The following is a 24782-nucleotide window of genomic DNA, read 5'->3' as shown; positions in this document are numbered from 1 at the left end:
GGCAGTCACGTCACAACGCGAGGAGACAGAACCCATGAATGGACGATCGGTGACCTTGAAAACACTGGTTGCGGCGCTGGCCGGCCTGGCGGCCGGCGCCGCGCACTCGGCCGGCTTCCAGTTGCTCGAACAGAACGCCAGCGGGCTGGGCAACGCCTACGCCGGCTCGGCGGCAAACCCGGAAAACGCCAGCATCATCTACTTCAATCCAGCCGGCATGACCTATCTGCCCGGCGTGAACGTGTCGGGCGGTGTCAACGCCATCTGGCCTTCGTTCAAATTCTCGGACAACGGCGACAGCCGCGACCCCACGCTGCTGGGCGGCGGCAGGCCCGCCGGCGGCAACGGCGGCGATGCCGGCAGCCTGGGCGTCGTGCCCAACGCCTACGTCTCATGGCAGGTGGCCGACCAGTGGTGGCTGGGCCTGGGCATGGGCGCGCCGTTCGGCCTGATGACCAAGTACGACAGCGGCTGGGCGGGCCAGTACCACTCCAACAAGTTCGACATCAAGACCATCAACATCAACCCGTCGATCGCGTACAAGGTCAACGACCGCTTCTCGATGGGCTTTGGCATCAACTGGCAGCGCATCGACGCCACCTACAAGAAGAAGACCGTGGTGCAGCCCGTGCCCGGGCTGCCCATGTTCACCAACGGCGACGCCACGCTGGACATGGACGGCGACGCCTGGGGCTGGAACGTGGGTTTCATGCTGCAGCCCACCGACGCCACCCGCGTCGGCCTGTCCTACCGTTCGCGCATCAAGCACACCGCCAGCGGCAACACGGACGTGGACAACATCGCCCTGCCGGGCGGGCGCAGCGCCTCGGCCTCGTACGACGCCAAGGCGTCGGTGGACCTGCCGGACTCGCTCATCCTGAGCGTGTCGCACCAGCTCAACGACCGCTGGGAGCTGCTGGGCGACATCTCCTGGACCGGCTGGAGCAGCATCCCCGAGCTGAAGATCAAGAACAAGAACGGCCCGACCGACGAGCTGCCGCTCAAGTTCCGCGACAGCTGGCGCGTGGCGCTGGGCGCCAACTACCAGTTCGCGGCACAATGGAAGTGGAAGTTCGGCGTCGCCTTCGACCAGTCGCCGGTGCACGACGAGGCCGACCGACCTCGCTGCCCGACACCGACCGCTGGTGGTTCTCGACCGGCGTGCAGTACGCGCCGACCGACAACGTGACGGTCGATCTGGGCTATACCTATCTGTACCTGCGCGACACCGACATCGACACGACCTCGGGCAACCCGCTGACCAAGGGCCGTGTCGCCGGCACGTACAACAGCAAGGGCAATATCGTGGGCCTGCAGGTTTCGGCCCGCTTCTAGCAAGGGCCCGGCCCGCAAGACCACACCCCGGGGGCTCGGGCGCCCGGGGCCGCAACGACTGGAGGTTTCCTTGAGCAAGTTCGTCGTCAAACAAGCCGCCGTCCTGGGCGCCGGCGTCATGGGCGCGCAGATCGCGGCCCATCTTGCCAATGCCGGCGTGCCGGTCATGCTGTACGACCTGACCGCGCCGCAGGGCGAGCGCAACGCCGTGGTCCACAAGGCGCTGGCCGGCCTGCGCAAACTCGAGCCGGCCCCGCTGGCGCGCCCGGACCGCCTGGCGCTGATCACGCCCGCCCACTACGACGATGACCTGGAGCGGCTGGGCGGCTGCGACCTGGTCATCGAGGCCATCGCCGAGCGGCTGGACTGGAAGACCGATCTCTACCACCGCATCGCCGCGCACGTGGCGCCGCACGCCATCGTCGCCTCCAATACCTCGGGCCTGTCGATCGAAACCCTGGCCGGCGCCCTGCCCGAGGCGCTGCGGCCGCGCTTTTGCGGCATCCACTTCTTCAACCCGCCGCGCTACATGCGGCTGGTGGAAATCATCGCCACCCGCCATACGCGGCCCGAGGTCGTCGACCAGCTGGAGGGCTGGCTGACCTCGCGCCTGGGCAAGGGCGTCATCCGCGCCCTGGATACGCCCAACTTCGTGGCCAACCGCATCGGCGTGTTCTCCATCCTCGCGGCCATGCGCCACACCCAGCGCCTGGGCCTGGGGTTCGACGAGGTCGACGCGCTGACCGGACCGAAGATCGGCCGTCCCAAGAGCGCCACCTACCGCACCGCAGACGTGGTGGGCCTCGACACGCTGGCGCACGTGGTCGCCACCATGCGCGACAACCTGCCCGACGATCCGTGGCATGCGTACTTCGAACTGCCCGCCTGGCTGCAGGCCCTGATCGACCAGGGCGCGCTGGGCCAGAAAAGCGGCGCGGGCGTCTACCGCAAGGCCGGCAAGGAGATCCAGGTGGTGGACCCGGCCAGCGGCCAGTACCGGCCCTCGGCCGGCGCGCTGGCCGACGAGACCGCCGCCATCCTCAAGGAGCGCGATCCGGCCAGGCGCCTGGCGCAACTGCGCGCCAGCACGCACCCGCAGGCGCAGTTCGTGTGGAGCCTGTTGCGCGACATTTTCCATTACAGCGCCTGCCAGCTCGCCGGCGTGGCCGACAACGCGCGCGACCTGGACCTGGCGATGCGCTGGGGGTTCGGCTGGGCCCAGGGCCCCTTCGAGACCTGGCAGGCGGCCGGCTGGCAGGACACCGCGCGCGCCATAGCCGAGGACATCGCCGCGGGCCGCGCCATGAGCGCCGCGCCCCTGCCGGACTGGGCCCTGGACAGCGGCCGCACCGGCGTGCACACGCCGCAGGGTTCGTACTCGGCGCGCGACGGCCAGCTGCGCCCGCGCTCGGCGCTGCCGGTGTACCGACGCCAGCTGTTTCCCGAGAAGCTGGTCGGCGAGTCGCCCGCACCGCGCGGCGAAACCGTCTGGGAAGCGCCCGGCGTGCGCCTGTGGCGCCTGCCCGAGCAGGACGGCGGCATCGCCATCCTGTCGGTCACCTCGAAGATGCACACGATCGGCGAGGAAGTGCTCGACGGCATCCAGCAGGCCATCGCCCGCGCGGAGCGCGAATTCGACGCCCTGGTGATGTGGCACGACGCGCCGTTCGCCGTGGGCGCCAACCTGGAACAGGTCTACCAGGTCTGCGCGGCGGGCGAGTTCGAGCGCCTGGAAGCCACGGTCGAACAGTTCCAGCGCACCTCGCTGGCGCTGGCCCGCGCGCAGATCCCCACGGTGGTCGCGGTACAGGGCATGGCGCTGGGCGGCGGCTGCGAGTTCATCATGCATGCCAGCCACCGCGTGCTCGCGCTGGAAAGCTACATCGGCCTGGTCGAGGCCGGCGTGGGCCTGATCCCCGCCGGCGGCGGCAGCAAGGCCCTGGCGGTGCGCGCCGCGCGCCTGGCCGCGGCCACCGCCACGCCGGCCGAGGTGTTTCCCTATCTGCAGCCCGTGTTCCAGAACATCGCCACCGCCCAGGTCGCCAAGAGCGCCCTGCAGGCCATGGACATGGGCTACGCGCACAACGGCGACACGGTGGTGTTCCATCCGGACGAGCTGCTGTGGGTGGCGCTGCGCCAGGCGCGCGCCGCGGCCGACAGCGGCCACGCGCCGGCGCCCGCGCCGCGCGACATCCCGGTGGCCGGCCGCACCGGCATCGCCAACTTCGAGATGGTGCTGGTCAACATGCGCGAAGGCGGCATGATCAGCGCCCATGATTACCGCGTGGCACGCAGCGCCGCCGTGGCCCTGTGCGGCGGCGAGGCCGAGGCCGGCACCCGCGTCGACGAGCAGTGGCTGCTGGCCGTGGAACGGCGCGAGTTCATGGCGCTGCTGCGCACGCCCGAAACGCAGGCGCGCATCCGCCACACCCTGGACACCGGCAAACCGCTGCGCAACTGAGGATTCATCATGAGCAAACAGATTCAGGACGCCTACATCGTCGCCGCGACCCGCCTGCCGGTGGGCAAGCGCAATGGCGCCTACGCCACCACGCGCCCCGACGACATGCTGGCCGCGGTGCTGCGGGCCGTGCTGGCGCAGGTGCCCGCGCTGCTGCCCGAGCGCATCAACGACGTGATCACCGGCTGCGCCATGCCGGAGGCCGAACAGGGCATGAACGTCTCGCGCATCGGCCTGCTGCTTGCCGGCCTGCCGCAAAGCGTGGCCGGCGTCACCGTCAACCGCTTCTGCGCCTCGGGCCTGCAGGCGGTGGCCGATGCCGCCAACCGCATCCGGCTGGGCATGGCCGACGTGATGATAGGCGCCGGCACCGAATCGATGAGCGCCATGCCGCAGATCATGGGCAACAAGGTGGCGATGAACCCCGCCGTCTTCGCGCACGAGGAAAACCTCGGCATGGCGTTCGGCATGGGGCTGACCGGCGAAAAAGTCGCCGAGCAATGGAAAGTCTCGCGCGAGGACCAGGATGCCTTTTCGCTGTCCTCGCACCAGAAGGCCTGCGCCGCCATCGCCGCCGGCCACTTCAAGGCCGAGATCACGCCCTACCAGGTGCGCACGCACCTGGCCGGCGGACGCGACGGCGCCGTGCGCGTGGCCGAACGCTGGATCGAACAGGACGAAGGCCCGCGCCCCGACAGCACCGCCGAGGCGCTGGCCAGGCTGCGGCCGGTATTCGCCGCGCGCGGCAGCGTCACCGCCGGCAACAGCTCGCAGATGTCCGATGGCGCGGCCGCCGTCGTGCTGGTCTCCGAGCGCGTCCTGCGCGAGTACGGCCTGCAGCCGCTGGCGCGCTTCGTCGATTTCGCGGTGGCCGGCGTGCCGCCGGAGATCATGGGCATCGGCCCCAGGATGGCCATTCCCAAGGTGCTGGCGCGCAGCGGCATCGCCCAGCAGGACCTGGACTGGATCGAACTGAACGAAGCCTTCGCCGCGCAGTCGCTGGCGGTCATGCGCGACCTCGAACTCGATCCGGCCAAGGTCAACCCGCTGGGCGGGGCGATCGCGCTGGGCCACCCGCTGGGCGCGACCGGCGCCATCCGCACCGCCACCATCGTGCACGGCCTGCGCCGCACCGGCGGCAAGTACGGCATGGTCACCATGTGCATCGGCACCGGCATGGGCGCGGCCGGCATCTTCGAGGCGCTGTGAAGCTGCAGTGGATCGAACGCGTGCCGCCGCGCTGGCGGGCGCGCCTGTTGCGCGTGGGGTTCAACCTGCACCCCGCCTTCCGCGCCACCGGCGGGCGGGTGGTGGAGATCGCGGCCGACTTCCTGCACATCCGCATCAGGCTGCCGCTGGGCCGGCGCACCCGCAACATCGTCGGCTCGATGTATGGCGGATCGCTGTTCTCGGTGACCGACGGCGCGCACCCCACCATGCTGATGATGGCGCTGGGGCCCGGCGTCATCGTCTGGGACAAGGCCGCCACCATCCGCTACCGCAAGCCGGCCTACGCCACGCTGTATGCGGATTTCCGCATCGGCCGCGATGAAATCGCCGCGATTCGCGCCGAGCTGGCGCGCGATCACGAAACCACGCGCACCTACAGCGTGGCGCTGAGCGACCGCCATGGCGAGGTCTACGCGGTGGTGGAGCGCACGGTCTATATCGCCGACAAGACCTTCTACAAGCGCAAGACGCAGGCCGGCGCGCCGGCGCGCACGCCGCTCGAGCCGGCCCCGCCCGGCAACTAGGACCGCCCATGGAAAAAATCTGGCTGGCCAGCTATCCGGCGGGCGTGGCGCCCGAGATCGACAGCGGCGCGCATGCCTCGCTGGCCGAGGTGATCGAAGACAGCTGCCGGACCTTTGCCGGCAAGACCGCCTATATCAGCCTGGGCCGCACGCTGAGCTACGCCGGACTGGACCGCCGCTCGCGCGCCTTCGCCGCCTGGCTGCAGGCGCGCGGCCTGGGCAGGGGCGAGCGGGTCGCGCTGATGATGCCCAACCTGCTGCAATACCCCATCTGCCTGTTCGGCGCCTGGCGCGCCGGCTGCACGGTGGTCAGCTGCAATCCGCTCTACACGCCGCGCGAACTGGCGCACCAGCTGGCCGACTCCGGCGCGCGCGCCATCGTGGTGGCCGACAACTTCGCCGCCACGCTGCAACAGGCGCTGCCGCAGACCGCCCTCGAACACGTGGTCGTGACCTCCATCGGCGAACAGCTGGGCTGGCCGCGCGGCCCCGTGGTCGACTTCGTGGTGCGCCGGGTCAAGCGCATGGTGCCGGCCTGGTCGCTGCCGGGCGCGCGGCGCCTGCGCGACGTGCTGGCCGAAGGCGAGCGCCTGCCCCACGCGGCGCCGGCGCTGGGCCACGCCGACCTCGCCTGCCTGCAATACACCGGCGGCACCACCGGCGTGGCCAAGGGCGCCATGCTCACCCACGGCAACCTGATCGCCAATCTGTGCCAGGCGTACGCCTGGGTCAGGCCGCTGGTCAAGGAAGGCCGGGAATGCGTGGTGACGGCCCTGCCGCTCTACCATATCTTCGCCCTGACGGCGAACTGCCTGACCTTCCTGAAGATCGGCGCGAGCAACCTGCTGATCGTCAATCCGCGCGATATCCCGGCCTTCGTGCGCGAGCTGCGCAAGACGCCATTTAGCTGCATCACCGGCGTCAACACCCTGTTCAACGCCCTGCTCGACCACCCCGGTTTCGCCCGGCTCGACTTCTCGCGCCTGCGGCTGACCCTGGGCGGCGGCATGGCGGTGCAGCGCTCGGTCGCCGAACGCTGGCGCGCCGTCACCGGCAAGCCGCTGGCGCAGGCCTATGGCCTGACCGAGACCTCGCCGGCGGTCACCATCAATCCGCTCGATGCCCCGGATTTCACCGGCTCCATCGGGCTGCCCGTGCCCTCGACCGAGCTGTCGATCCGCGACGAACACGGCGAGGAGCTGCCCCTGGGCGCGACGGGCGAAATCTGCGTGCGCGGTCCGCAGGTCACGCCGGGCTATTGGCGGCGGCCCGACGAAACCGCGCTCAGCTTCCATGCCGACGGTTTCCTGCGCACCGGCGACATGGGCTACGTCGACCCGCGGGGTTATGTCTTCCTGGTCGACCGCAAGAAGGACATGATCCTGGTCTCGGGGTTCAACGTCTATCCGAACGAAATCGAGGACGTGGTGGCGCTGCACCCCGGGGTGCGCGAGGTGGCCGCCGTGGGCGTGCCCGACGCGCGCTCGGGCGAGGCGGTCAAGCTGTTCGTGATCCGCAAGGACCCGGACCTGGACGCCGCCGCGCTGATCGCCTACTGCCGCGCCAACCTGACCGGCTACAAGGTGCCGCGTTCGGTGGAATTCCGCACCGAGCTGCCGCGCACCAACGTGGGCAAGATCCTGCGCCGCCAGTTGCGCGACGAGGCCGGACGGCCCGCCTAGCGGCGCCGTCCGGCGCCGGCCCTACCACTGGCCGAAGTGGATGCCCGCGCGCTTGTGCGCGTTGGTGCTGCGCTCGACGGCGGAATCGGCGATCGTGACGCGGGTCTTGCGCCCCAGCGACCATTCCAGCAGGCGCGCGCGCATCTCGGCGCGCACCGCCTCGTGAGCCGGGCAGCGGCCCAGGTCCTGCAGCTCGCCCGGATCGTTGGCCAGGTCGTACAGCTGCTCGGACTCGTCCTGCCAGTACACATAGCGCCAGCGGTCGGTGCGCGCCGACCAGGCGCGCGCCTGCTGCGGCGTCTTGCCGCGCAGCAGGCGCGCCTGGCGAAAGCTGTAGTCCAGCTCGGAGAACACGCAATCGCGCCATGGCGCCTGCGTCGCGCCGTGCAGCAGCGGCTGCAGCGCCCGCCCTTCGATGCGATGCGTGGGCAACGGCACCTCCAGCGCCTGCAGGATGGTCGGGACGATGTCCACCCCCTCGACCAGCTTTCCGCTGACCGTGCCGCGCACGGCGTCGCCGGTCGGGCTCGGGTCCATGACGATGAGCGGCACGCGCTGCACCGTGTCGTAGAACAGCTCTTTCTCGCCCAGCCAGTGATCGCCCAGGAAGTCGCCGTGGTCGGAGGTGAAAATGACCAGCGTGTTGCGCATCAGCCCCGCGCCTTCCATGTAGTCGAACAGCCGGCCGAGATGGTCGTCGAGCTGCTGGATCAGCCCCTGGTAGGCGGGCCGGACGATGCGCACGCAATCCTCGCGCGCGAAGCTGAGGCTTTCCTCGTGCTGGCGATAGGCCTGCACCACCGGATGGGCGTCCTCGCGCTCGGCCGCCGTGCGCAGCACCGGCAGGCATTGTTCGGGCCGGTACATGCTGTGGTAGGGCGCCGGCGCCATGTAGGGCCAGTGCGGCTTGACGTAGCTCAGGTGCAGCACCCAGGGCTGGCCGCCGCGCTGCCGCATGAAATCCAGCGCCTGGCCGGTCATGTAGGCCGTCTCGGAATGCGCCTCGCGCACCCGCGACGGCAGATAGGTATTGCGCATGTGCCAGCCGCTGACCACCTGCCCGCCGGCGTCGATGGCCGAGATGACGTAGTCGCTCCAGGGGTCGGGCGAGTCATAGCCGTGGCGGCGCAGGAAAGCGGGATAGCCGCTTTCGGCGCCGGGCTCATGGTGGCCGTCGTAGCGGCCCAGCTCGCGAAAGCCGCCCCGGCTCAGCAGCAGGCCCAGCTCCGAACCGCCATCCAGGGCCAGCCGCTGCATGCCCGCCGCGTCGGGCAGCACATGGGTCTTGCCGGCCAGCGCCAGGTCCAGGCCATGGCCGGCCAGGTATTCGCCCAGCGTCACCTCCCCCACCGACAAGGGCACGCGGTTCCAGGTGGCGCCGTGGCTGGAGGGATAGCGGCCGGTGTAGTAGCTCATGCGCGACGGTCCGCACACGCCCGAGTTGACGAAGGCCCGCTCGAACCGCACCCCGCGGCGCGCCAGCGCGTCCAGGCTGGCGGTGCGCAGGTAGGGGTGGCCGTAGCAGCCCAGGTGGTCGGCCCGCAGCTGGTCGGCCATGATGAACAGCACGTTCTGCACTTGTGTCATGACGGATTCCGGCCGCTTACTGGGTGGCGATGAAGCCGGACTGGCGCACCACCGGCTCCCATTGGTCGCGATAGGCCTGCAAGGAGGCGGCGGTCTGCGCCGCGTCCTGCGCGACCGGCTCCAGGTTGACCGCGCGCACGGCCTGCTGCATGGCGGGCTCGCTCATGACGGCGGCGATATCGCGGCCCAGCCGCTCGACCTTGTCCGCCGGCATGGCCGCCGGGGCGAAGAAGGCGTTCCAGCCGTCGGCGGCCAGGTCCACGCCCGCTTCGCGAAAGGTCGGCACGTCGGGCAGTTGCGCGTCGCGCGTCTGGCCCGAGGTGGCCAGGATGCGCAGCTTGCCCGCCTGGTGCTGCGGCAGCAGCGTATCGAGCGTGTCGATCCCCTGGCCGAGGATGCCGCCGATCAGCTCGGTGATCAGCGGGCCCGATCCGCGGTACCCCACCACCTCGACGTCTTCGCCCACTTCGCGGCCCAGCATGAGGGCAAAGAAGTGCGGCAGGCTGCCGGTGGCCGGCACCCCCACCGTCAATTGCTTCGGATGCGCGGCGATCCATTGGCGCAGGTCGGCCAGCGTGCGCAGCGGCGAACCGGCCGGCACCGCCAGCGCGAACTTGTAGCGGCTGGCCAGCGACAGCGGCTGGAAATCGCGCTGCGCGTCGTAGCCGGGCTGGGCGTAGACCAGCGGCGCCACCACCATGACCGCCGGGTTGGCCAGCATCAGCACATTCTGCTGCGCCGAGGCCTGCCGCAAGGCCTGCGCCGCGATGCGCCCGCCCGCGCCGGTCTTGTTCTCGACGATGACCGGCACGCCTACCCGGTCTTTCAGGCGCTCGGCCACCAGCCGGGCGATACGGTCGGAACTGCCGCCGGGCGCATAGCCCACCACAATGGTCAGCGGGCCGTCCAGCGGCGCGGCCGCCTGCGCCGCCGGCCCCGACATTCCCAGCGCCAGGACGGCCGCCAGCATCGACTTGAACATCGCTTGTCTCCTTTCATTGTTGTGCCGACAATCTAACAAGCCGATACTCGATGGATCTAATCCAATAAGCCCCGCAAGGTCTCCAACGCCGCCATGTCCCGCCCTGCCGCCTGTCTCCAGGATATGCTGATGTACCGGCTGTACCAGGCCTGGTCGCAGTCCAACCCGGTGTTCGTCCGCCTGTGCGAAGGCCGCTATGGCATCACCCGGCGCGAATGGCGCATCCTGGCCGCGGCGGTCGAGCACGGCCGCATGACGTCGGCGGCGCTGGCCGCCGCGGCCAGCCTGGACCTGGTGCGCACGTCGCGCACCGTCGGGGCGCTGTGCCGCAAGGGCTGGCTGCAGCGCGAACACGGCCTGTCGGACCGCCGCGTGGTGCACATCGAGGCCACCGAGGCCGGCCTGGCGCACTACCAGGCGGTGCTGCCCGCGGTGGCCCAGCTCAACGACCTGCTGGCCGAATCGCTGGATCCGGCCGAAATCGACCAGTTGCGCGACCTCCTGGCGCGCATCGAGGCGCGCGGCCGCGCCATGGCCGCCGGCAACCTGATCGCCGAGAAGGCCGACCGCCGCGCCGGCGGAACCCGGCGCCCGCGCGAGACCGGCCCCCACCCCCGCTGACGCGCCGCGCTGCAAGGCCGGCTGTGTTTCATCGCCGAAACAGTTTGCGCAAAATACTTAATGTGAATCATTCTGATTGACGATAGAATTTGCAGTCTTAAACATACAAAGGAAAGAGGACTCCCCTTGGACAACCGCACGCCACAGCGGCGCCGCCCGGCCGCGCCGCGCCTGCTGCATCTGTCGCTGGCCGCCTCGCTGGCGGCCGGCGCCGCCCAGGCGCAGACCGCCACCGAAGCCACCACCCTGCCCGCCGTGCAGGTCACCGGCAGGGGCAAGACCGCCACCGGCCCGGTCGACGGCTATGCCGCCACGCGCAGTGCCACCGCCACCAAGACCGATACCCCTCTGTCGGAAACCCCGCAGGCCGTCACGGTGATCCCGCGCGAGCAGATCATCGACCAGGGCGCGCAGAACGTGCAGGACACCATGAACTACGCCGCGGGGGTGCGCCCCAACGCCTATGGCGTGGACAACCGCGGCGACTACGTGCGGGTGCGCGGGGTGGAACCGGTCCAGTATCTCGACGGCCTGAAGCAGTTCTTCAACTACAACAATCCGCGCACCGAGGTCTACGGGCTCGAGCGCGTCGAAGTCCTGCGCGGCCCGGCCTCGATGCTGTACGGCCAGGGCAGCACCGGCGGCGTGGTCAACCTCGTCAGCAAGCAGCCGCAGCCCGAGGCCATGCGCGAGATCGGCGTGACCGTGGGCAACCACAACCGCAAGGAGATCCAGGCCGATCTCACCGGCCCGCTGACCGAGGACGGCACCTGGCTGTACCGGGTGGTGGCCCTCGGACGCGACAGCGACACGCAGGTCCAGTACACCAAGGACGACCGCATGATGGTCGCGCCGTCGCTGACCTGGCAGCCCAGCGCCGCCACCTCGCTGACGCTGCAGGCCTATTGGCAGAAGGACAAGTCGGGCACGACCCAGGCCTTCCTGCCCTGGAGCGGCACGGTCAGCGGCAACCCCAACGGCCGCATCCCCACCCGCCGCTTCACCAGCGAACCCGGCTTCGACCGCTACGACACCGAGCAATTCAGCGTGGGCTGGCAGTTCGAGCACAAGTTCAACGACAACTGGAAAGTGCGCCAGAACCTGCGCCACACTTCCAGCAAGGTCGACTACAGCACGCTGTATCCGGCGGTCTACGGCAACCCCGACAATCCCTTCATCGACGCCGACCAGCGCGTGGTCAATCGCTACCTGTACATCAAGAACCCGCGCATGCGTTCCTTGCTGGCCGACCAGAACCTCGAAGGCAAGGTGAACTGGGGCCGCGCCGAACATACCCTGCTGATGGGCGTGGACTACAGCCGCTATCGCGAGACCGGCGAGACCGGCAGCGGATTCGGCGCGCCGCTGGACCTGTACCAGCCGGTCTACGGCACCCTGCCCGACTATGCCATGTCGGACGTGCCCAAGAACAAGCAGCAGCAGATCGGCGTCTACCTGCAGGACCAGATCAAGTTCGACCGCAACTGGATCGTGGTGGCGGGCCTGCGCCACGACCGCGTCGCCAACAGCGTCGAGGGCGCCGACAAGGAAACCGACAACGCCACCACCAAGCGGCTGGGCCTGATGTACGCCGCCGACAACGGCTGGTCGCCCTACCTCAGCTACAGCGAGTCGTTCACCCCCATCGCCGGCACCGACAACAGCGGCAACCGCTGGGTACCGATGCGCGGCAAGCAATGGGAAGCAGGCCTGAAGTACATGCCGCAGGACACCGGCTATGAGGCCACCCTGGCGGCCTACGACCTGCGCGAGCGCAACCGCCAGACCAACGACCCGTCCGATCCCACCAACCAGGTGCAGACCGGCAAGACCAGGACGCGCGGCATCGAACTGGAATTCCGCGGCCGCGTCACGCCGCAGATGGATGTGATCGCCAACTACAACTACACCGACATCGACCCGCAGCTCGAAGGCCTGCCCAAGCACACGTTCTCGCTGTGGAGCAAATACCGGTTCAGCGTGGGCGATGTGCATGGCTTTGCCGCCGGCGCCGGCGTGCGCTACCTGAACGCGTTTCGCGACGGGTCCGCGCCCGAGACCGGCTCGGTGGCCCTGTTCGACGCCATGCTCAGCTACGACACCGGTTCGTGGCGCTATGCGCTGAACGTCGCCAACATCGCCGACAAGACCCACGAGGTGGTGTGCCTGCGGCGCGGCGATTGCTTCTACGGCCAGCGCCGCACGGTCACCCTGAGCGCCATGTACCGCTTCTAGCGGTACGCCGTCAGCGCATCTCGAACAGCTCCTGGTGAAAGCATGCCGGCGGCATGCCGCGGGCAGCCAGGCCTTCGCGCAGGGCCTGGCCGAACCCGGCCGGCCCGCAGAACCACACTTCCGATTGCACGGCCCGCGGCAGCATGTCGACCAGGCGCTCGGCGCTCAGCTTGCCGTCGCGCTGCGTCACCAGCACGTGCAGGCCGACCCGGGCGCGCTCGGCCAGGGCGCGCAGCTCGCCGATGAAATCCGGGTCCGGCGCGTTGGTGGAATACACCAGGTCCACCTCGTGCGCCGGCGCGCCATCGGAGCGCGCCGCGGCCATGTCCTGGAGCCGCGCCAGGAACGGCGTGATACCGATGCCGCCCGCCACCAGGATCTGCGGCCTGCCGTTCGCGCAGAAATCGAAGCGCCCATAGGGCCCCTCCACCGTCACGCCGTCGCCCACCCGCAAGCGCGCCGGCAGGCTGCGGGTGTAGTCGCCCAGACCCTTGATGCTGAAGCGCAGCAAGCCGTCGTCGCGCCAGGCCGACGAAATGGTGAACGGGTGCGCGCCCTCGGCGCGGTCGAAGGTCACGAACGCGAACTGGCCCGCCCTGTGCCCGGGCCAGCGCGTTTCCAGCTGCACGTCGACCTGCATCACCGCGTTGTCGGCGAATCGCTCCAGCCGCGCAATGCGGCCGGCGGCCTGGCGCGGACGGCCGATCAGGCCCAGCAGCGACAACAGCGCGCCCGCGCCGCCGGCGGCCATGACCACGGCCATCACCGGCCCGATGGGCCCGCGCCAGTAGGCCGGCGCCATCAGCACCACGGCATGGAACACGAACACCAGGTACAGCGCGGGCATCAGCCGGTGCGTGCGGAAGAAGTGCCGGTACGGAAAGCGCTTGTACAGGGCCAGCGCGGCCAGCAGCAGCAAGGCGTACAGCCCCCACTCGCCCAGGCTCTTGGCCACCCCGTGCCAGGCCTGGAACGGGTCGTACAGGGCCGCCTGCCCGGCCGGCGCGGGCACGCGCGGCGGCCGCACGGTCCAGCCCTGCCCGGCCATCCAGGGCGGCACGATCTTCAGCAGCCAGTGCGTCAGCGCCAGCGCCACGCCGCCCAGGCCCAGCCACTTGTGCAGCCGGTAGAACTTGTCCAGGCCTCCCAGGGCGCCTTCGAAGCGGGCCGGCCGCGCCGCCAGGATCACGCCCAGCGACATCATGCCCAGGGCCAGGATGCCGGTGTAGTAGATCAGGGGCTTGCGCATGACCCAGAAGCCCTCGCCCCATGCGCCGGGTGGGTTCTGGCTCAGCCACAGGACGGACAGGGCCGCAACCAGCGGAATGAATATTGTTCTCAGGCGTCGCATCGCATCTCCGGAACGAGCGCGATAGCGTTTGCGGAAAATCCCAGTCGCGCCAGGCCCATTATGCATCGGGCGCTCGCCGCCGGCCTTGATCTGGCGCAACGCGGCCGCGCCCGCAGTCAGCCCGCCAGCGCCGCGCGCACCCGCTCGGGCGTAAACGGCGGCTCGCGAAAGCGCCGGCCGGTGGCGTCGAACAGGGCGTTGGCCAGCGCGGCGGCGCCCGGCACCGAGGCCGATTCTCCCGCGCCCATGGGCGGCTGGTCCTGGCGCGGCATCAGCACGACCTCGATCGGCGGCACCTCGGTGAAACCGAGGATGGGGTAGGCGCCCCACTCCATGCTGCTGACGCCGGCCTGGTTGAACGACACCTGCTCCTTCAAGGCGCGGCTGAGCGACTGGATCACATTGCCGTGCAACTGGTGGCGCACGCCATCGGGGTTGACGGTCATGCCGGTATCCTGGCCCACCACCACCCGTTCGACCGTGATGGCGCCGCTGCGCGCGTCGACGGCCAGGTCCACCACCCAGGCCGCCCAGGCCGCGCCGAAACCCGGAAACTTGCTGTGCACGTAGCGCGCGTAGGCCAGGCCCCGGCCGCGCAGCCGATGCCGTGCGTCCGCCTGGCCGCGGCTGCCGCGCCGCCCTTCCCGCCAGCCGGCGCGGCTTGCCACTTCGCGCAGCAGGTCGATGGCGCGCGGATCGTCCAGGTGGCGCAGGCGAAACGCCAGCGGATCGGCCTGGGCGCGTTCGGCCAGTTCGTCGATGAAGCAGTCGTGCGCGAACGAATTGGGCAGGGCCGACACGCCGCGCAGCCAGGCCGCGCGCATGATGGCGGCGGTATCGTGGCACACCACGCGCAGCCTGTCGTAGCGATACGGCGGCACGGCCGTACGGTCGCCCATCTGCAGCGTACGCGGCCCGGCGGCGAGCGTCCCGGTCAGCAGCAGGGCCAGCAAGGGCGCGTCATTGGACGGATAGCGGGTGGCGAAGTCGTAGGCGGCCAGGCCGCCTTGCGCGTCGACCGCGCCACGGACTTCCATCAGCTGCGCCGCGCCCTTGGGCTCCCAGGCGTGCTCCTGCTCACGGCTGAGCTGCACCCGCACCGGCCGTCCCACCGCGCGCGACAGCAGCGCGGCGTCGGCGCAGACATCGTCGGCGCAATTGCGGCCATAGCAGCCGGCCGCCTCCATGCGGACGATCTCGATGCGCGACTCGCCCAGGCCGAGCAGGCGGTCCAGGTCGATGCGCAGCATATGGGGATTCTGCGTGCCCGACCAGACCGTCAGGCCATCGGGGCGGTAGTCGGCCAGCCCGCAGGACGGGCCGATCGATCCGTGCATCTGGTACGGCCATACGTAGGTGCAGCGCAGCGCGTCCGGGTGCGCCAGCGCCGCGTCCACATCGCCTTGCGGCACCAGTTCGCGCGGCGTGGCCGGCTGGTCGCGCAACGCGCGCGCCAGGTCGCTCAGGTCGGGCGCGGGCGGCGGCGCGGCCCAATGCACTTTCAACTGGCGCGCCGCCTTGATGGCCTGCTCCTCGCGCTCGGCCACCACGCCGACGAAATCGCCCAGCACCACCACATCGACGATGCCGGGCAGGTGCGCGATCGAGGCGCGGTCCACGTCGCGCAGGCTGTGGCCCACAAAGCCGCCGACATCCCGTCCCGGATAGGGCGGACGCACGACCCGGCCGTGCAGCATGCCCGGCAGCCGCATATCGTGCACATAGGTGAGCTGGCCGGTGGCCTTGGCCGGAATGTCCACGCGCGGCACCGCCCGGCCCACGACGCGATATTGCGCGCTGGGCTTGAGCGCCACCGCGTCGGCCAAGGCCAGCGTGGCGCCGCCGCCGGCCAGCAATGTCCAGTAATCGGTGGCGCGGCCGTTCCCGGCGCGCACGACGCCATCGTCCACGCGCAACATGTCGGCGGGCATCCCCAAGGCGTCGGCGGCGCGCGCCAGCAGCCAGGCGCGCGCCTGCGCGGCCGCCTTGCGCAGCGGCACGGCGGTGATCTGGATCGTGGCGCTGGCGATCGTCGGCCCCTGGTTCGGCGCGGCCTCGGTATGCCCCAGCACCATCTCCACCCGCTCGAACGCCACGTCGAGCTCCTCGGCCACGATCTGCGCCAGCGCCGTGCGCACGCCCGTGCCCAGGTCCACGTGCCCGTTGAACGCCTGCACCCGGCCGTCGGCGCGCACCGCGATGAACACGTCCGGCGTGGCCGGCACATAATCGGACGCCGCGCCCGGCTGCCCCGGCGCGGGCCGCGCCCCCGCCGTCGGCGCGCGCGTGACCAGCAAGGCGTCCGCGGCGCGCAGCAAGGCCTCTCGTTGCGATCTGGGTGTTTGCATGACCGTCCTCATACTCGGCGCGTCTGTGCCCGCAGGGAGCAAGATTCGGCAGGTGCCTGTCCCCACGGGAAGGACAGGCTCCCAGGATTCGGCAGGTGTCTGTCCCCACGGGAAGGGCAGGCACCCAGGATTCGGCAGGTGCCTGTCCCCCGTGCGGGGACAGGCACCTGGGTGTGTCACTTTGTCTTTGCCAGCGCCTCGTCATGCGTCATCACGGCGGCGTATTTCTGGCGCATGTCGAACAGGTTGGCCTCGTGCGGGCCCAGCGCGCGATCGCCCACGCAATCGGACAGCACCAGCGGCCGAAAACCCGCCGACATCGCGTCGACCACGCTGGCGCGCACGCACCCGCTGGTGGTCGCCCCGGCCACCAGCAGCGTCTGCACCCCGCGCTGCGCCAGCCACGCCGCCAGCATCGTCCCGTAGAACGCCGACGGCGTGCTCTTGCGCACCACGTACTCGCCGGCCTGCGGCGCGAGCTGCGGCACGATCGCGCTGGCCGGCGCGTGCTCCTTGAGCGTGAGCATCCCCGGCACCTTGATGCTGAAAATGTTGCCGTCGGCGTCGTCATCGGCATACACGATGCGGCTGTGCGCCACCGCCCAGCCCCGCTCGCGCGCGGCCGCCAGCACCGTGCGCGTGGTCTCGATCGCCGCCGCGATGTTGCCCCCGCCAAACTGCGCCGGGTCCGCGAACCCGTTGACGAAGTCCACGATCAGCAGCCCGTACGGCGCCTTCAACAGCAGCGCCGCCCCGAACCCCTGGCGCTCGTAGCTGCCCAGATCATTGCCCATGTCCCTGCCCCTTCCTCAGTCCAGTACCTTGCCCTCGCGCACCACTTCGCGCCCGTCCAGGCGCACCGTGCAGCGGCGCAGCGGAATGTCGATATGGCAGGCCGTCGTGCGGCTGCCCCCCGCCTCGTTGTTCGGCCCCAGCGAGAACAGGAAATTGCCCTCGTAGGCCCGCGCATCCATGCCGATGGTCGCCTCCCGGTCGTACAGCCCCAGCGTGGTCCAGCTCGCCCGCGGCTGCAGGCCCCAGCCGATGTGCGAGATCGCGTACGCCTGCGGGTCCTTGAACGTGGCCACGTACTCGCGCAGCAGCTCCGCATCCAGCCCCCCTTCGATGCGCGTCGCGTAGCCGTTTTCCACCGTCAGCACGATGGGCTCGCTCACGTACGACTTCTGCGGCAGCAAAATGTCGCCCCGGTCGATCACGATCGTGCCGTTGGCCGAGCCCTCGTCGGGCCAGGTCAGCGCAAACCCGCTGGGCCAGTGGTCCCACCGCCCCGGCTCGTCCACGTAGCCGTACTCGCTGATCGCCGGAAACTCCCCCAGCCCGCAGCGCAGCCGCGTGCCCGCCTCCGACTCCACCGTCATCTCGCGCGCCCCCGCGATCCGCTCCGCCGCCGCCTTGACCCGCTGCCGGTCCCCCTCGGTGGGCACCAGCCGCGCCAGCACCTCCGGCGGCTCGACCGCCAGCAAAATCTTCGTGCCCCCCTGCAGGATCTCGTGCTGCTCGGGCGAGAACAGCAGCGTCATCAGGTCCAGCACCAGGTCGCTGGCCTTGAGCATCGCGATCGCCGCCTTGTTGCCCGTCAGCGGCGTGGTCCCCAGGTACGCCAGCGCGTCGCGGCTGAGCGCCTTCTCCCCATTGACCGGCGGCAGGTCCAGCCGATTGACCACCGCCCCCAGCGACTGCGCCGCCACCAGCGCCGTGCCCAGCGTCTGCGGGTGCGTGGCCGCGCTGGTCAGCACCGTCACCGTCTGCCCCGCCTGCAGCCTGGACAGGCTCAGCACCTGCGTCCAGGCCCGGATCATCTCGTAATCGCTCACCGGCATCGCCACTCTCCTTGTGTCATCGCGGCCTCAGCCCGCCCGCAGGCGCGCGCCCAGAAAATCCCCGAACGCCGCGTAAAAACCTTCCTCGTTGTCCCACGGAATCATGTGCCCCGCGCCCGCCACCCGCACGTGCGCCGTGCCCGGCGCCAGCGCCTCGATCTCGGCCACGTCCGCATCGAGCACCACCTCGCCGCGCTCGGCCGTCATCAGCAGCCGCGCCGCCCGCACCCGCGGCAGGTCCGCGTGCACGTCGTCCTCGTGAAACCCCTCGAAGCTGGCGATCACCGCCCGCTCCTCGCACGTGTGCAGCCACTCGGCGCGCAGCTGCAGCTGCTCGGCCGTCCAGCTCGGGCAGTACGCCTTCATCTGCTCGCCCGTCATCCCCTGGCGCGCCTGCGCCATCGAGTCCACGTACCACGGCAGCTTCGACGGATACGCCCGCCGGCCCGGCCCCGACACCGGCGGATCCACCATCGCCAACCGCGCCAGCCCCGCCTCGCCCGTGCGCGCCGCACGGATCCCGATGCGCGCGCCCATCGAATGGCCCACCACGCTGTAGCGCGACAGCCCCAGCGCGCGCGCAAACGCCAGCAGGTCCTCGGCCTGCGCATCCAGGCCATAGTCCAGCTGCGGCCCCGACTGCGACAGCCCCCGCCCGCGCACATCCAGGATGTAGGTGTCGAACTGCTCGCCAAAACGCTCGCCCACGAACCCCCAGGTCACCGCCGGGCTGGTGATCCCCGGCACGATGATCACCGGATCGCGACCGGCCCGCTCGCCCCCATAGCGCAGGTAGTGCTGCCGGATCCCGTTGGCCTGCACGTTGCCGCCATACCGAAAATTGCTCATCGCTCGCTCCTCCCCCGGCTCAGTACGCGCCCGACAGCAGCGCGCCCGCACCGGGCACCACCGCCTCCAGACCCAGCGCCTTGAGCATCGCGTACGTCGTGGCCACCGCCGCCGTCACCACCGGCTTGCCCGTCTGCGCCTCCACCTTCGCAATCGCCCCCAGCGACGGCATCTGCACGCACGCCGACAGCACGATCACGTCCGCCTCGCGGTAATCCAGCCCCGCCACGATCTCCGGCAGCCGCCCCGCATCATGGCGTCCCACCTCCAGGTTGTCCGCAATCTCCAGCGCCCGGTAATCCACCACCTCGTAGCCCTCGTTCCCGATGTAGTCCACCACCAGCTCGGTCAGCGGCTTCATGTACGGCGCCACCACCGCGATCTTCTTCGCCCCCATCACCTTCAACCCATCGACCAGCGCCCCCGCGCTGGTGATCACCGGCGCCTCGCCCCCATTGGCCGCCGTGTGCGCCGTCAGCCGCGCCTGCGACTGGCGGTGATACCCCCGGCCCATCGCCATGATCGCCACCAGGCACGCATAGCCCAGCACGTCCACCCGCGCATCGCTCAGCTCCACCGCGCACCGATCCGACTCCGCGTCCATCGCCGCCAGCTCCTCCTTGACCACCTTCTTCATCCGCATCCGGCTCGAATGAAAGGTGAAACGCTCACCACGAATCTACTGGCGCGCCAGCAGCATCGCCGGAATCTCCGTCTCCATCGTCGTATTCGAACTCGGCACGATCTGGCCAATGCGGTAGGTCTTCTGCACGCCCTGCTCCCGGTAACCGGACGCCGAAAGACGCCCTTAATAAGATGTGTACGCTTTATTTTCACAGCTATGCCACGGCATGGCAATAGATCGGATCACACCTTTCCGGATCATCCGTCTAAGGGAAAACCCGCATAAAAGCTCCATATAGACAACAGCTTGCTGCAAACCATCGCCATACCGGACAGCCTCGAACGAACCGCCTGGCGATTCCCTGTTTACTTGCCATTTTTAAGTGTGTACACTTTATTTTCATGAGCACCGCAGGTCCGCTCCACGCCTCACTCCAGGAGAAACACCGTGCAAGGCAAACCCAGAATCGCTGTCATCGGCGCCGGTCTCGGCGGTACCGCGGGCGCGGCGCTCATGGCGCGCGCCGGCTTCAATGTACGCCTGTACGAGCAGGCGCCGGCCTTCTCCCGCCTGGGGGCAGGCATCCATCTCGGCCCCAACGTGATGAAGATCATACGGCGCATCGGCATCGAGGACGAGCTCAACCGCCAGGGCTCGCATCCGGACTACTGGTACAGCCGCGACTGGCAGAGCGGCGCGGAGCTGGCCCGCATTCCGCTGGGCGACTACGCGGTCTCGCATTACGGCGCCACGTACCTGACGGTGCACCGCGGCGACTTCCATGCCCTGATGACCGCCGCCCTGCCGGCGGGCCTGCTGCAGTTCAACAAGCGCCTGACGCGCGTGGACGAGGACGACGACGTGGTGCGCCTGCATTTCGCCGACGGCTCGGTCGAGGAAGCCGAGATCGTGATCGGCGCCGACGGCGTCAATTCCCGGCTGCGCGAACACCTGCTGGGCGCCGAGCTGCCCAAGTACACCGGCTACGTGGCGCACCGCGCGGTATTCCCCACGCCGCTGGACAGCGGCTCGCTGCCCTTCGACATGTGCGTCAAGTGGTGGTCGGACGATCGCCATATGATGGTTTACTTCGTCACCGGCAAGCGCGATGAGATCTATTACGTGACCGGCGTGCCCGAGCAGCAATGGGACATGGGCAAGAGCTGGGTGCCCAGCAGCAAGGCGGAAATGCGCGCAGCCTTCGCCGGCTGGCATCCGACCGTGCAGGCGCTCATCGAGGCCACGCCCGAGGTTTCCAAATGGCCCCTGCTCGAACGCGATCCGCTGCCGCTGTGGAGCCGCGGCCGCATCGTGCTGCTGGGCGACGCCTGCCACCCGATGAAGCCGCACATGGCGCAAGGCGCGGCCATGGCGATCGAGGACGCCGCCATGCTGACGCGCATCTTCGAGCAGACCGGGCTGCAGGACCATGCCGCCGCCTTCCGCCTGTACGAGGACAACCGCGCCGAACGCGCCAGCCGCGTGCAGCGGGTATCGCACGACAATACATGGCTGCGCACCAACGAAAACCCGGACTGGTGCTTCGGCTACGACGTGTACGCCGAGCCGCTGGTCGAAGGCCGGCGCGCGGCGGCCTGAGGCCGCCGGCCGCCGGCGCGCCACCAGGGGTTATCCCCCTGGCCGCGCGGCGCCCAGTCCGGATAACCTGCGCAGCTTGCCGCGCCGCATCGAGGTTTGCCGTATCGCCATGCTTGCAGCCACTCGCGACTTCACGCTCGAGGTCAACGCCAGCCGCCACACGGTGACGGCGGACCCCGACACCCCGCTGCTTTACATCCTGCGCAACGACCTGTGCCTGAACGGGCCCAAGTTCGGCTGCGGACTGGGCGAATGCGGCGCGTGCGCCGTCCTGATCGACGGCGTGGCCGCGCGCGCCTGCACGATACCCGTGCGCGGCGCGGCCGGGCACGCCATCACCACCCTCGAAGGGCTGGGCACGCCGCAGGCGCCCGGCCCGGTGCAGCAGGCCTTCATCGACGAGCAGGCCGCGCAATGCGGGTACTGCCTCAACGGCATGATCATCGCCACCCAGGCGCTGCTGCTGCGCAATGCCGCGCCGACCGACGAGGACATCCGCCGCGAGCTGCAGTACCACCTGTGCCGCTGCGGCACCCATATCGAAATCATGGCGGCGGTGCGCCGCGCGGCGCGCCTGTGGGCCGCGCGGCAGGCATGAGCCGCGCCGCCCCCCCCGGACACCGCCCCCATGGCCGCCATGCCGGCCGGCAGCGCCGACCTGGCGCCGCCGGCCGCCGGCGTGCTGGCCGGCCTGGTGCTGCGCCCCCCGCGCGCCAGCTGGAATGGCGAACGCTATACCGGCCCGCGCGCCGCCCACGTCGACGACAACGCCCTGCAAGGCTTGCCCGGCATCGTGCGCGTGCTCGTGGCGCGCGACTTCGTCGGCATCGTCGCCACCCGGCCGGAGCTGGCGCAGCAGGCCGCCGCGCGGCTGCCGGTACAGTGGCGCGCCGCCCCGCCGGGCGCCGACGCCCACCCGCTATGGCAACACGGCCCCGCCGACGCCGACGCGCCGATGGCGCTCGAACAGCGCTACCGCTGGCCGGCGGCGGACAGCCACGGCATGTCGACCTGGGCGCTGGCCTGGTGGCGCGAGGGCGCGCTGACCGTGTGGACGGCGGCCGCCGCGCCGGCGCTGCGGCGCGAACTGGCCGCCTTGCTGGACCTGCCGCCGGATGCGGTGCGCGTGCTGGCCTATGGCGTCCCGCCCGGGCAGGCCGCCGACCTCGCGGCCCTCGACACGGCCGCCGACGCGGCGCTGCTGTCGCGCGGTGGGCCAGCCGGTGCGCGTGGCCGGCAGTCCGATAGCATGGCCCGCGCCGGCCAGCGGCGCGATCCGGCTGGGTGCGGACTTCGACGCGCAAGGCGGCGTTGCCGCGCTGCGCATCCGCCACGACGGCGCCGGCCTGGCCCGCCCCAGCCTGGCCCGCCTGCTGGCCGGCGGCGCGGGCGCCGCGCCCGCCGATGCCCCGCCCTACCGCTTTGGCGCCGTCCGGCTGGCCGCCGACAGCCAGGGCACCTTGCCGCCCGGCGCGGCCCGCCTGCCCGGGCAGCGCGCGGCCCAGGTGTTCGCGCTGGAGTCGTTTCTCGACGAGGCCGCGATCCGCGCCGGCGTCGATCCGGTCGAGTACCGGCTGCGCCACCTGGACGATGCGCGCGGCGCGGCGCTGATCCGGCAAGTCGCGCAGCAGGCCGGCTGGCAGGCATCCGGGCGCGGCGGACGCGGCTTCGCCTATGCCAGCGTCATCGACGACAGCGTCGACCCGCCGCTGCGCAGCTGGTCGGCCTGGGTGGCCGACGTATCGGTCGACCCCGACAGCGGCAGCGTCGCGCTGACCCGCGTGGTGGTCGGCCACGACCTCGAAGCGGCGGCCGCGCCCGGCCAGGACGCGCCGCGCATCGAACAGCATCTGCGCGATACCGCGGGCCGCCTGCTCGGCCCGCCGGCCGCCTACGACGACTGGAGCATCCCCGCCGCGCCGATCGCCGGCCAGCTGCCGACACCGGAAGTCGTGCGTCCGGCCCGCGCGCTGGCCACGCCGGCCGCGCTGGCCTGGTCCGACACCGCATCGCTGCCTGCCGCGGCCGCGGTGGCCAATGCGATTTTCGACGCCACCGGCATCCGCCTGCGCGAGCCGCCCTTCAACGGCGCGCAGGCGCGCCGCGCCCTGTCCGCCGCCGCGCCGGCGCGCCGCGGCAATCGTGGCGCCTACGCCTGGCTGGGCGGCATTGCCGCCGCGGCGGCCGGGCTGGTGGTCGCCGCCTGGCCGTGGCGTCCGGCCATCGCGCCCATCGCCGGGCCCGAACCCGGCCTGTATTCGGCCGCGGCGATCGAACGCGGCCGGCTGGTGGCCGCCGCCGGCGACTGCGTGGTGTGCCACACCGCGCCGGGCGGCGCGCCCAATGCCGGCGGGCTGGCGCTGGACACCCCGTTCGGCGCCATCTACACCACCAACATCACGCCCGACGTCGCGACCGGCATCGGGCAATGGTCGTATGCGGCGTTCGAGCGCGCCATGCGCCAAGGCATCCACCGCGATGGCCGCCAGCTGTACCCCGCCTTCCCCTACACCTCGTTCGCCAAGCTGAGCGAGGCCGACATGCAGGCGCTGTACGCCTATCTGATGGCGCAGCCGCCGGTGGCGGCCACGCCGCCGCCGACGCGCCTGCCCTTCCCCTACAACCTGCGCCCGCTGATGGCCGGCTGGAATGCGCTGTTCCACGATGCGCGCCCCTACCAGCCCGACCCCGAACGCTCGACGCTGTGGAACCGCGGCGCCTATCTGGTGCAGGGCGCCGGGCACTGCGGCGCCTGCCACACCCCGCGCAACAGCCTGGGCGCCGAACGCGGCGGCGAACGGCACTTCCTGGGCGGCGGCGTGGCCGAAGGCTGGGACGCTCCCGCCCTGAACGCCTTGTCGCGCGCGCCGGTGCCGTGGACCGAACAAGATCTCTACGCCTATCTGCGCACCGGCTTCTCGGCGCGCCACGGCGTGGCCGCCGGCCCGATGGCGCCGGTCGTGCAAAGCATGGCCCAGCTGCCCGATGCGGACGTGCGCGCCATGGCGCACTACCTGTCGTCGCTGGGCCCGGCCGCCGACAGCGCCGGCGTCGAAGCCACGGTGCAGGCGCTGGAGCGCGCCAGCGAACCCGGCGCGCGCCTGCTGCCGCCAAACGGCGAGCGCCTGTTCCAGGGCGCGTGCGCCGTCTGCCACGAAACGCGCCATACCGCGCCGCAATTCGGCGTGCGGCCGTCGCTGGCGCTCAACACCAATCTGCACAGCGCGCGCCCCGACAACCTGATCCAGGTCATCCTGCACGGCATCGTCGAGCCCGCCAACGGCCAGCTGGGCTACATGCCCGCCTTCGGCGACAGCCTGGACGCCGGACAGATCGCCGAACTGGTGCAATACATGCGCGCCCGCTTCGCGCCGGGCGAGCCGGCCTGGCAGGACGTCGCGCAACGGGTGCGGAAGCTGTCGCGGCAGGAATGAACAGAGCCGCCCGCAACAGGTGCCTGTCCCAACCGGGACAGACACCGTCTTGGCGGTCAAGCGTCGATGGTGTACGGC

The 24782-nt window shown here is 70.6% G+C and carries 15 protein-coding genes and 3 pseudogenes; 10 read left to right on the top strand and 8 right to left on the bottom strand.

Features of this window, described 5'->3' with window-relative positions; all coding sequences use genetic code 11:
* Positions 1-34: 34 nt before the first annotated feature.
* The 5 genes and pseudogenes from LK409_RS09760 to LK409_RS09740 all read left to right on the top strand — a co-directional run bounded on the left by LK409_RS09760 (position 35) and on the right by LK409_RS09740 (position 7232).
* Positions 35-1335, top strand: a pseudogene (locus tag LK409_RS09760) (OmpP1/FadL family transporter).
* A gap of 70 nt (positions 1336-1405) precedes the next feature.
* Entirely contained in the window at positions 1406-3796 is a 2391-nt protein-coding gene (locus LK409_RS09755; RefSeq protein WP_010928492.1) for a 3-hydroxyacyl-CoA dehydrogenase/enoyl-CoA hydratase family protein, read from the top strand.
* 9 nt (positions 3797-3805) lie between these two features.
* Positions 3806-5005, top strand: coding sequence for an acetyl-CoA C-acyltransferase (locus LK409_RS09750; protein ID WP_010928491.1), 1200 nt, complete (start codon positions 3806-3808; stop codon positions 5003-5005).
* Entirely contained in the window at positions 5002-5550 is a 549-nt protein-coding gene (locus LK409_RS09745) for a PaaI family thioesterase (protein WP_003810105.1), read from the top strand. The genes LK409_RS09750 and LK409_RS09745 overlap by 4 nt, the downstream gene beginning before the upstream one ends.
* A gap of 8 nt (positions 5551-5558) precedes the next feature.
* Positions 5559-7232, top strand: coding sequence for an AMP-binding protein (locus tag LK409_RS09740; RefSeq protein WP_010928490.1), 1674 nt, complete (start codon positions 5559-5561; stop codon positions 7230-7232).
* A 21-nt stretch (positions 7233-7253) separates the two neighbouring features.
* Here the strand turns inward: LK409_RS09740 and LK409_RS09735 are convergent, their stop codons facing one another.
* Together LK409_RS09735 and LK409_RS09730 are read right to left on the bottom strand one after the other, a co-directional pair.
* Positions 7254-8819, bottom strand: a complete 1566-nt coding sequence (locus LK409_RS09735; RefSeq protein WP_010928489.1) for a sulfatase-like hydrolase/transferase — start codon at positions 8817-8819, stop codon at positions 7254-7256.
* Positions 8820-8835: 16 nt separating this feature from the next.
* Positions 8836-9801, bottom strand: coding sequence for a Bug family tripartite tricarboxylate transporter substrate binding protein (locus LK409_RS09730; protein ID WP_003810100.1), 966 nt, complete (start codon positions 9799-9801; stop codon positions 8836-8838).
* A gap of 93 nt (positions 9802-9894) precedes the next feature.
* Between LK409_RS09730 and LK409_RS09725 the strand changes: the two genes are divergently transcribed.
* Complete coding sequence (locus LK409_RS09725; RefSeq protein WP_003810097.1) at positions 9895-10422, top strand: MarR family winged helix-turn-helix transcriptional regulator; 528 nt, start codon at positions 9895-9897, stop codon at positions 10420-10422.
* A gap of 126 nt (positions 10423-10548) precedes the next feature.
* Complete coding sequence (locus LK409_RS09720) at positions 10549-12657, top strand: TonB-dependent siderophore receptor (protein WP_010928488.1); 2109 nt, start codon at positions 10549-10551, stop codon at positions 12655-12657.
* A 10-nt stretch (positions 12658-12667) separates the two neighbouring features.
* Here LK409_RS09720 and LK409_RS09715 read toward each other — a convergent pair whose 3' ends face one another.
* The 6 genes and pseudogenes from LK409_RS09715 to LK409_RS09690 form a co-directional block, all read right to left on the bottom strand.
* The gene (locus tag LK409_RS09715) at positions 12668-14074 is read right to left on the bottom strand and encodes a ferredoxin reductase family protein (RefSeq protein ID WP_086935317.1); all 1407 of its coding nucleotides are present in this window, start codon (positions 14072-14074) and stop codon (positions 12668-12670) included.
* Between the two features lie 50 nt (positions 14075-14124).
* Positions 14125-16356 carry a xanthine dehydrogenase family protein molybdopterin-binding subunit gene (locus LK409_RS09710; RefSeq protein ID WP_226376538.1) on the bottom strand — a complete coding sequence of 744 codons (2232 nt, stop codon included), beginning with the start codon at positions 16354-16356 and terminating at the stop codon, positions 14125-14127.
* Positions 16357-16532: 176 nt separating this feature from the next.
* The gene (locus LK409_RS09705; protein ID WP_010927379.1) at positions 16533-17150 is read right to left on the bottom strand and encodes an isochorismatase family protein; all 618 of its coding nucleotides are present in this window, start codon (positions 17148-17150) and stop codon (positions 16533-16535) included.
* A gap of 15 nt (positions 17151-17165) precedes the next feature.
* A complete protein-coding gene (locus LK409_RS09700; protein ID WP_003810089.1) occupies positions 17166-18197 on the bottom strand; it encodes a M29 family metallopeptidase in 1032 nt (343 codons plus the stop codon).
* A gap of 27 nt (positions 18198-18224) precedes the next feature.
* Positions 18225-19046 carry an alpha/beta fold hydrolase gene (locus LK409_RS09695; protein WP_003807374.1) on the bottom strand — a complete coding sequence of 274 codons (822 nt, stop codon included), beginning with the start codon at positions 19044-19046 and terminating at the stop codon, positions 18225-18227.
* Positions 19047-19065: 19 nt separating this feature from the next.
* A pseudogene (locus LK409_RS09690) lies at positions 19066-19818 on the bottom strand (maleate cis-trans isomerase family protein).
* A 300-nt stretch (positions 19819-20118) separates the two neighbouring features.
* Here LK409_RS09690 and LK409_RS09685 point away from each other — a divergent pair.
* The 3 genes and pseudogenes from LK409_RS09685 to LK409_RS09675 all read left to right on the top strand — a co-directional run bounded on the left by LK409_RS09685 (position 20119) and on the right by LK409_RS09675 (position 24704).
* Positions 20119-21270 carry an FAD-dependent monooxygenase gene (locus LK409_RS09685; protein ID WP_010928485.1) on the top strand — a complete coding sequence of 384 codons (1152 nt, stop codon included), beginning with the start codon at positions 20119-20121 and terminating at the stop codon, positions 21268-21270.
* Between the two features lie 109 nt (positions 21271-21379).
* Positions 21380-21868 (top strand): (2Fe-2S)-binding protein, encoded by a 489-nt coding sequence (locus LK409_RS09680; RefSeq protein ID WP_003810087.1) that lies wholly within the window; start codon positions 21380-21382, stop codon positions 21866-21868.
* A gap of 30 nt (positions 21869-21898) precedes the next feature.
* Positions 21899-24704: pseudogene (locus tag LK409_RS09675) on the top strand (c-type cytochrome).
* Positions 24705-24782: the final 78 nt, after the last annotated feature.

This window comes from Bordetella parapertussis (assembly GCF_020735925.1).
Lineage (GTDB): Bacteria > Pseudomonadota > Gammaproteobacteria > Burkholderiales > Burkholderiaceae_B > Bordetella > Bordetella pertussis.
The sequence above is the reverse complement of the archived record's forward strand: the minus strand, read 5'-3'. Positions and strand labels throughout refer to the sequence as shown.

Excerpts from the sequence above, each read along its gene's own strand:
- LK409_RS09750 (WP_010928491.1), top strand. The coding sequence starts at position 3,806 with ATGAGCAAACAGATTCAGGACGCCTACATCGTCGCCGCGACCCGCCTG.
- LK409_RS09740 (WP_010928490.1), top strand. The coding sequence starts at position 5,559 with ATGGAAAAAATCTGGCTGGCCAGCTATCCGGCGGGCGTGGCGCCCGAG.
- LK409_RS09735 (WP_010928489.1), bottom strand. The coding sequence starts at position 8,819 with ATGACACAAGTGCAGAACGTGCTGTTCATCATGGCCGACCAGCTGCGG.
- LK409_RS09730 (WP_003810100.1), bottom strand. The coding sequence starts at position 9,801 with ATGTTCAAGTCGATGCTGGCGGCCGTCCTGGCGCTGGGAATGTCGGGG.
- LK409_RS09725 (WP_003810097.1), top strand. The coding sequence starts at position 9,895 with ATGTCCCGCCCTGCCGCCTGTCTCCAGGATATGCTGATGTACCGGCTG.
- LK409_RS09715 (WP_086935317.1), bottom strand. The coding sequence starts at position 14,074 with ATGCATAATGGGCCTGGCGCGACTGGGATTTTCCGCAAACGCTATCGC.
- LK409_RS09710 (WP_226376538.1), bottom strand. The coding sequence starts at position 16,356 with ATGCAAACACCCAGATCGCAACGAGAGGCCTTGCTGCGCGCCGCGGAC.
- LK409_RS09705 (WP_010927379.1), bottom strand. The coding sequence starts at position 17,150 with ATGGGCAATGATCTGGGCAGCTACGAGCGCCAGGGGTTCGGGGCGGCG.
- LK409_RS09700 (WP_003810089.1), bottom strand. The coding sequence starts at position 18,197 with ATGCCGGTGAGCGATTACGAGATGATCCGGGCCTGGACGCAGGTGCTG.
- LK409_RS09695 (WP_003807374.1), bottom strand. The coding sequence starts at position 19,046 with ATGAGCAATTTTCGGTATGGCGGCAACGTGCAGGCCAACGGGATCCGG.
- LK409_RS09680 (WP_003810087.1), top strand. The coding sequence starts at position 21,380 with ATGCTTGCAGCCACTCGCGACTTCACGCTCGAGGTCAACGCCAGCCGC.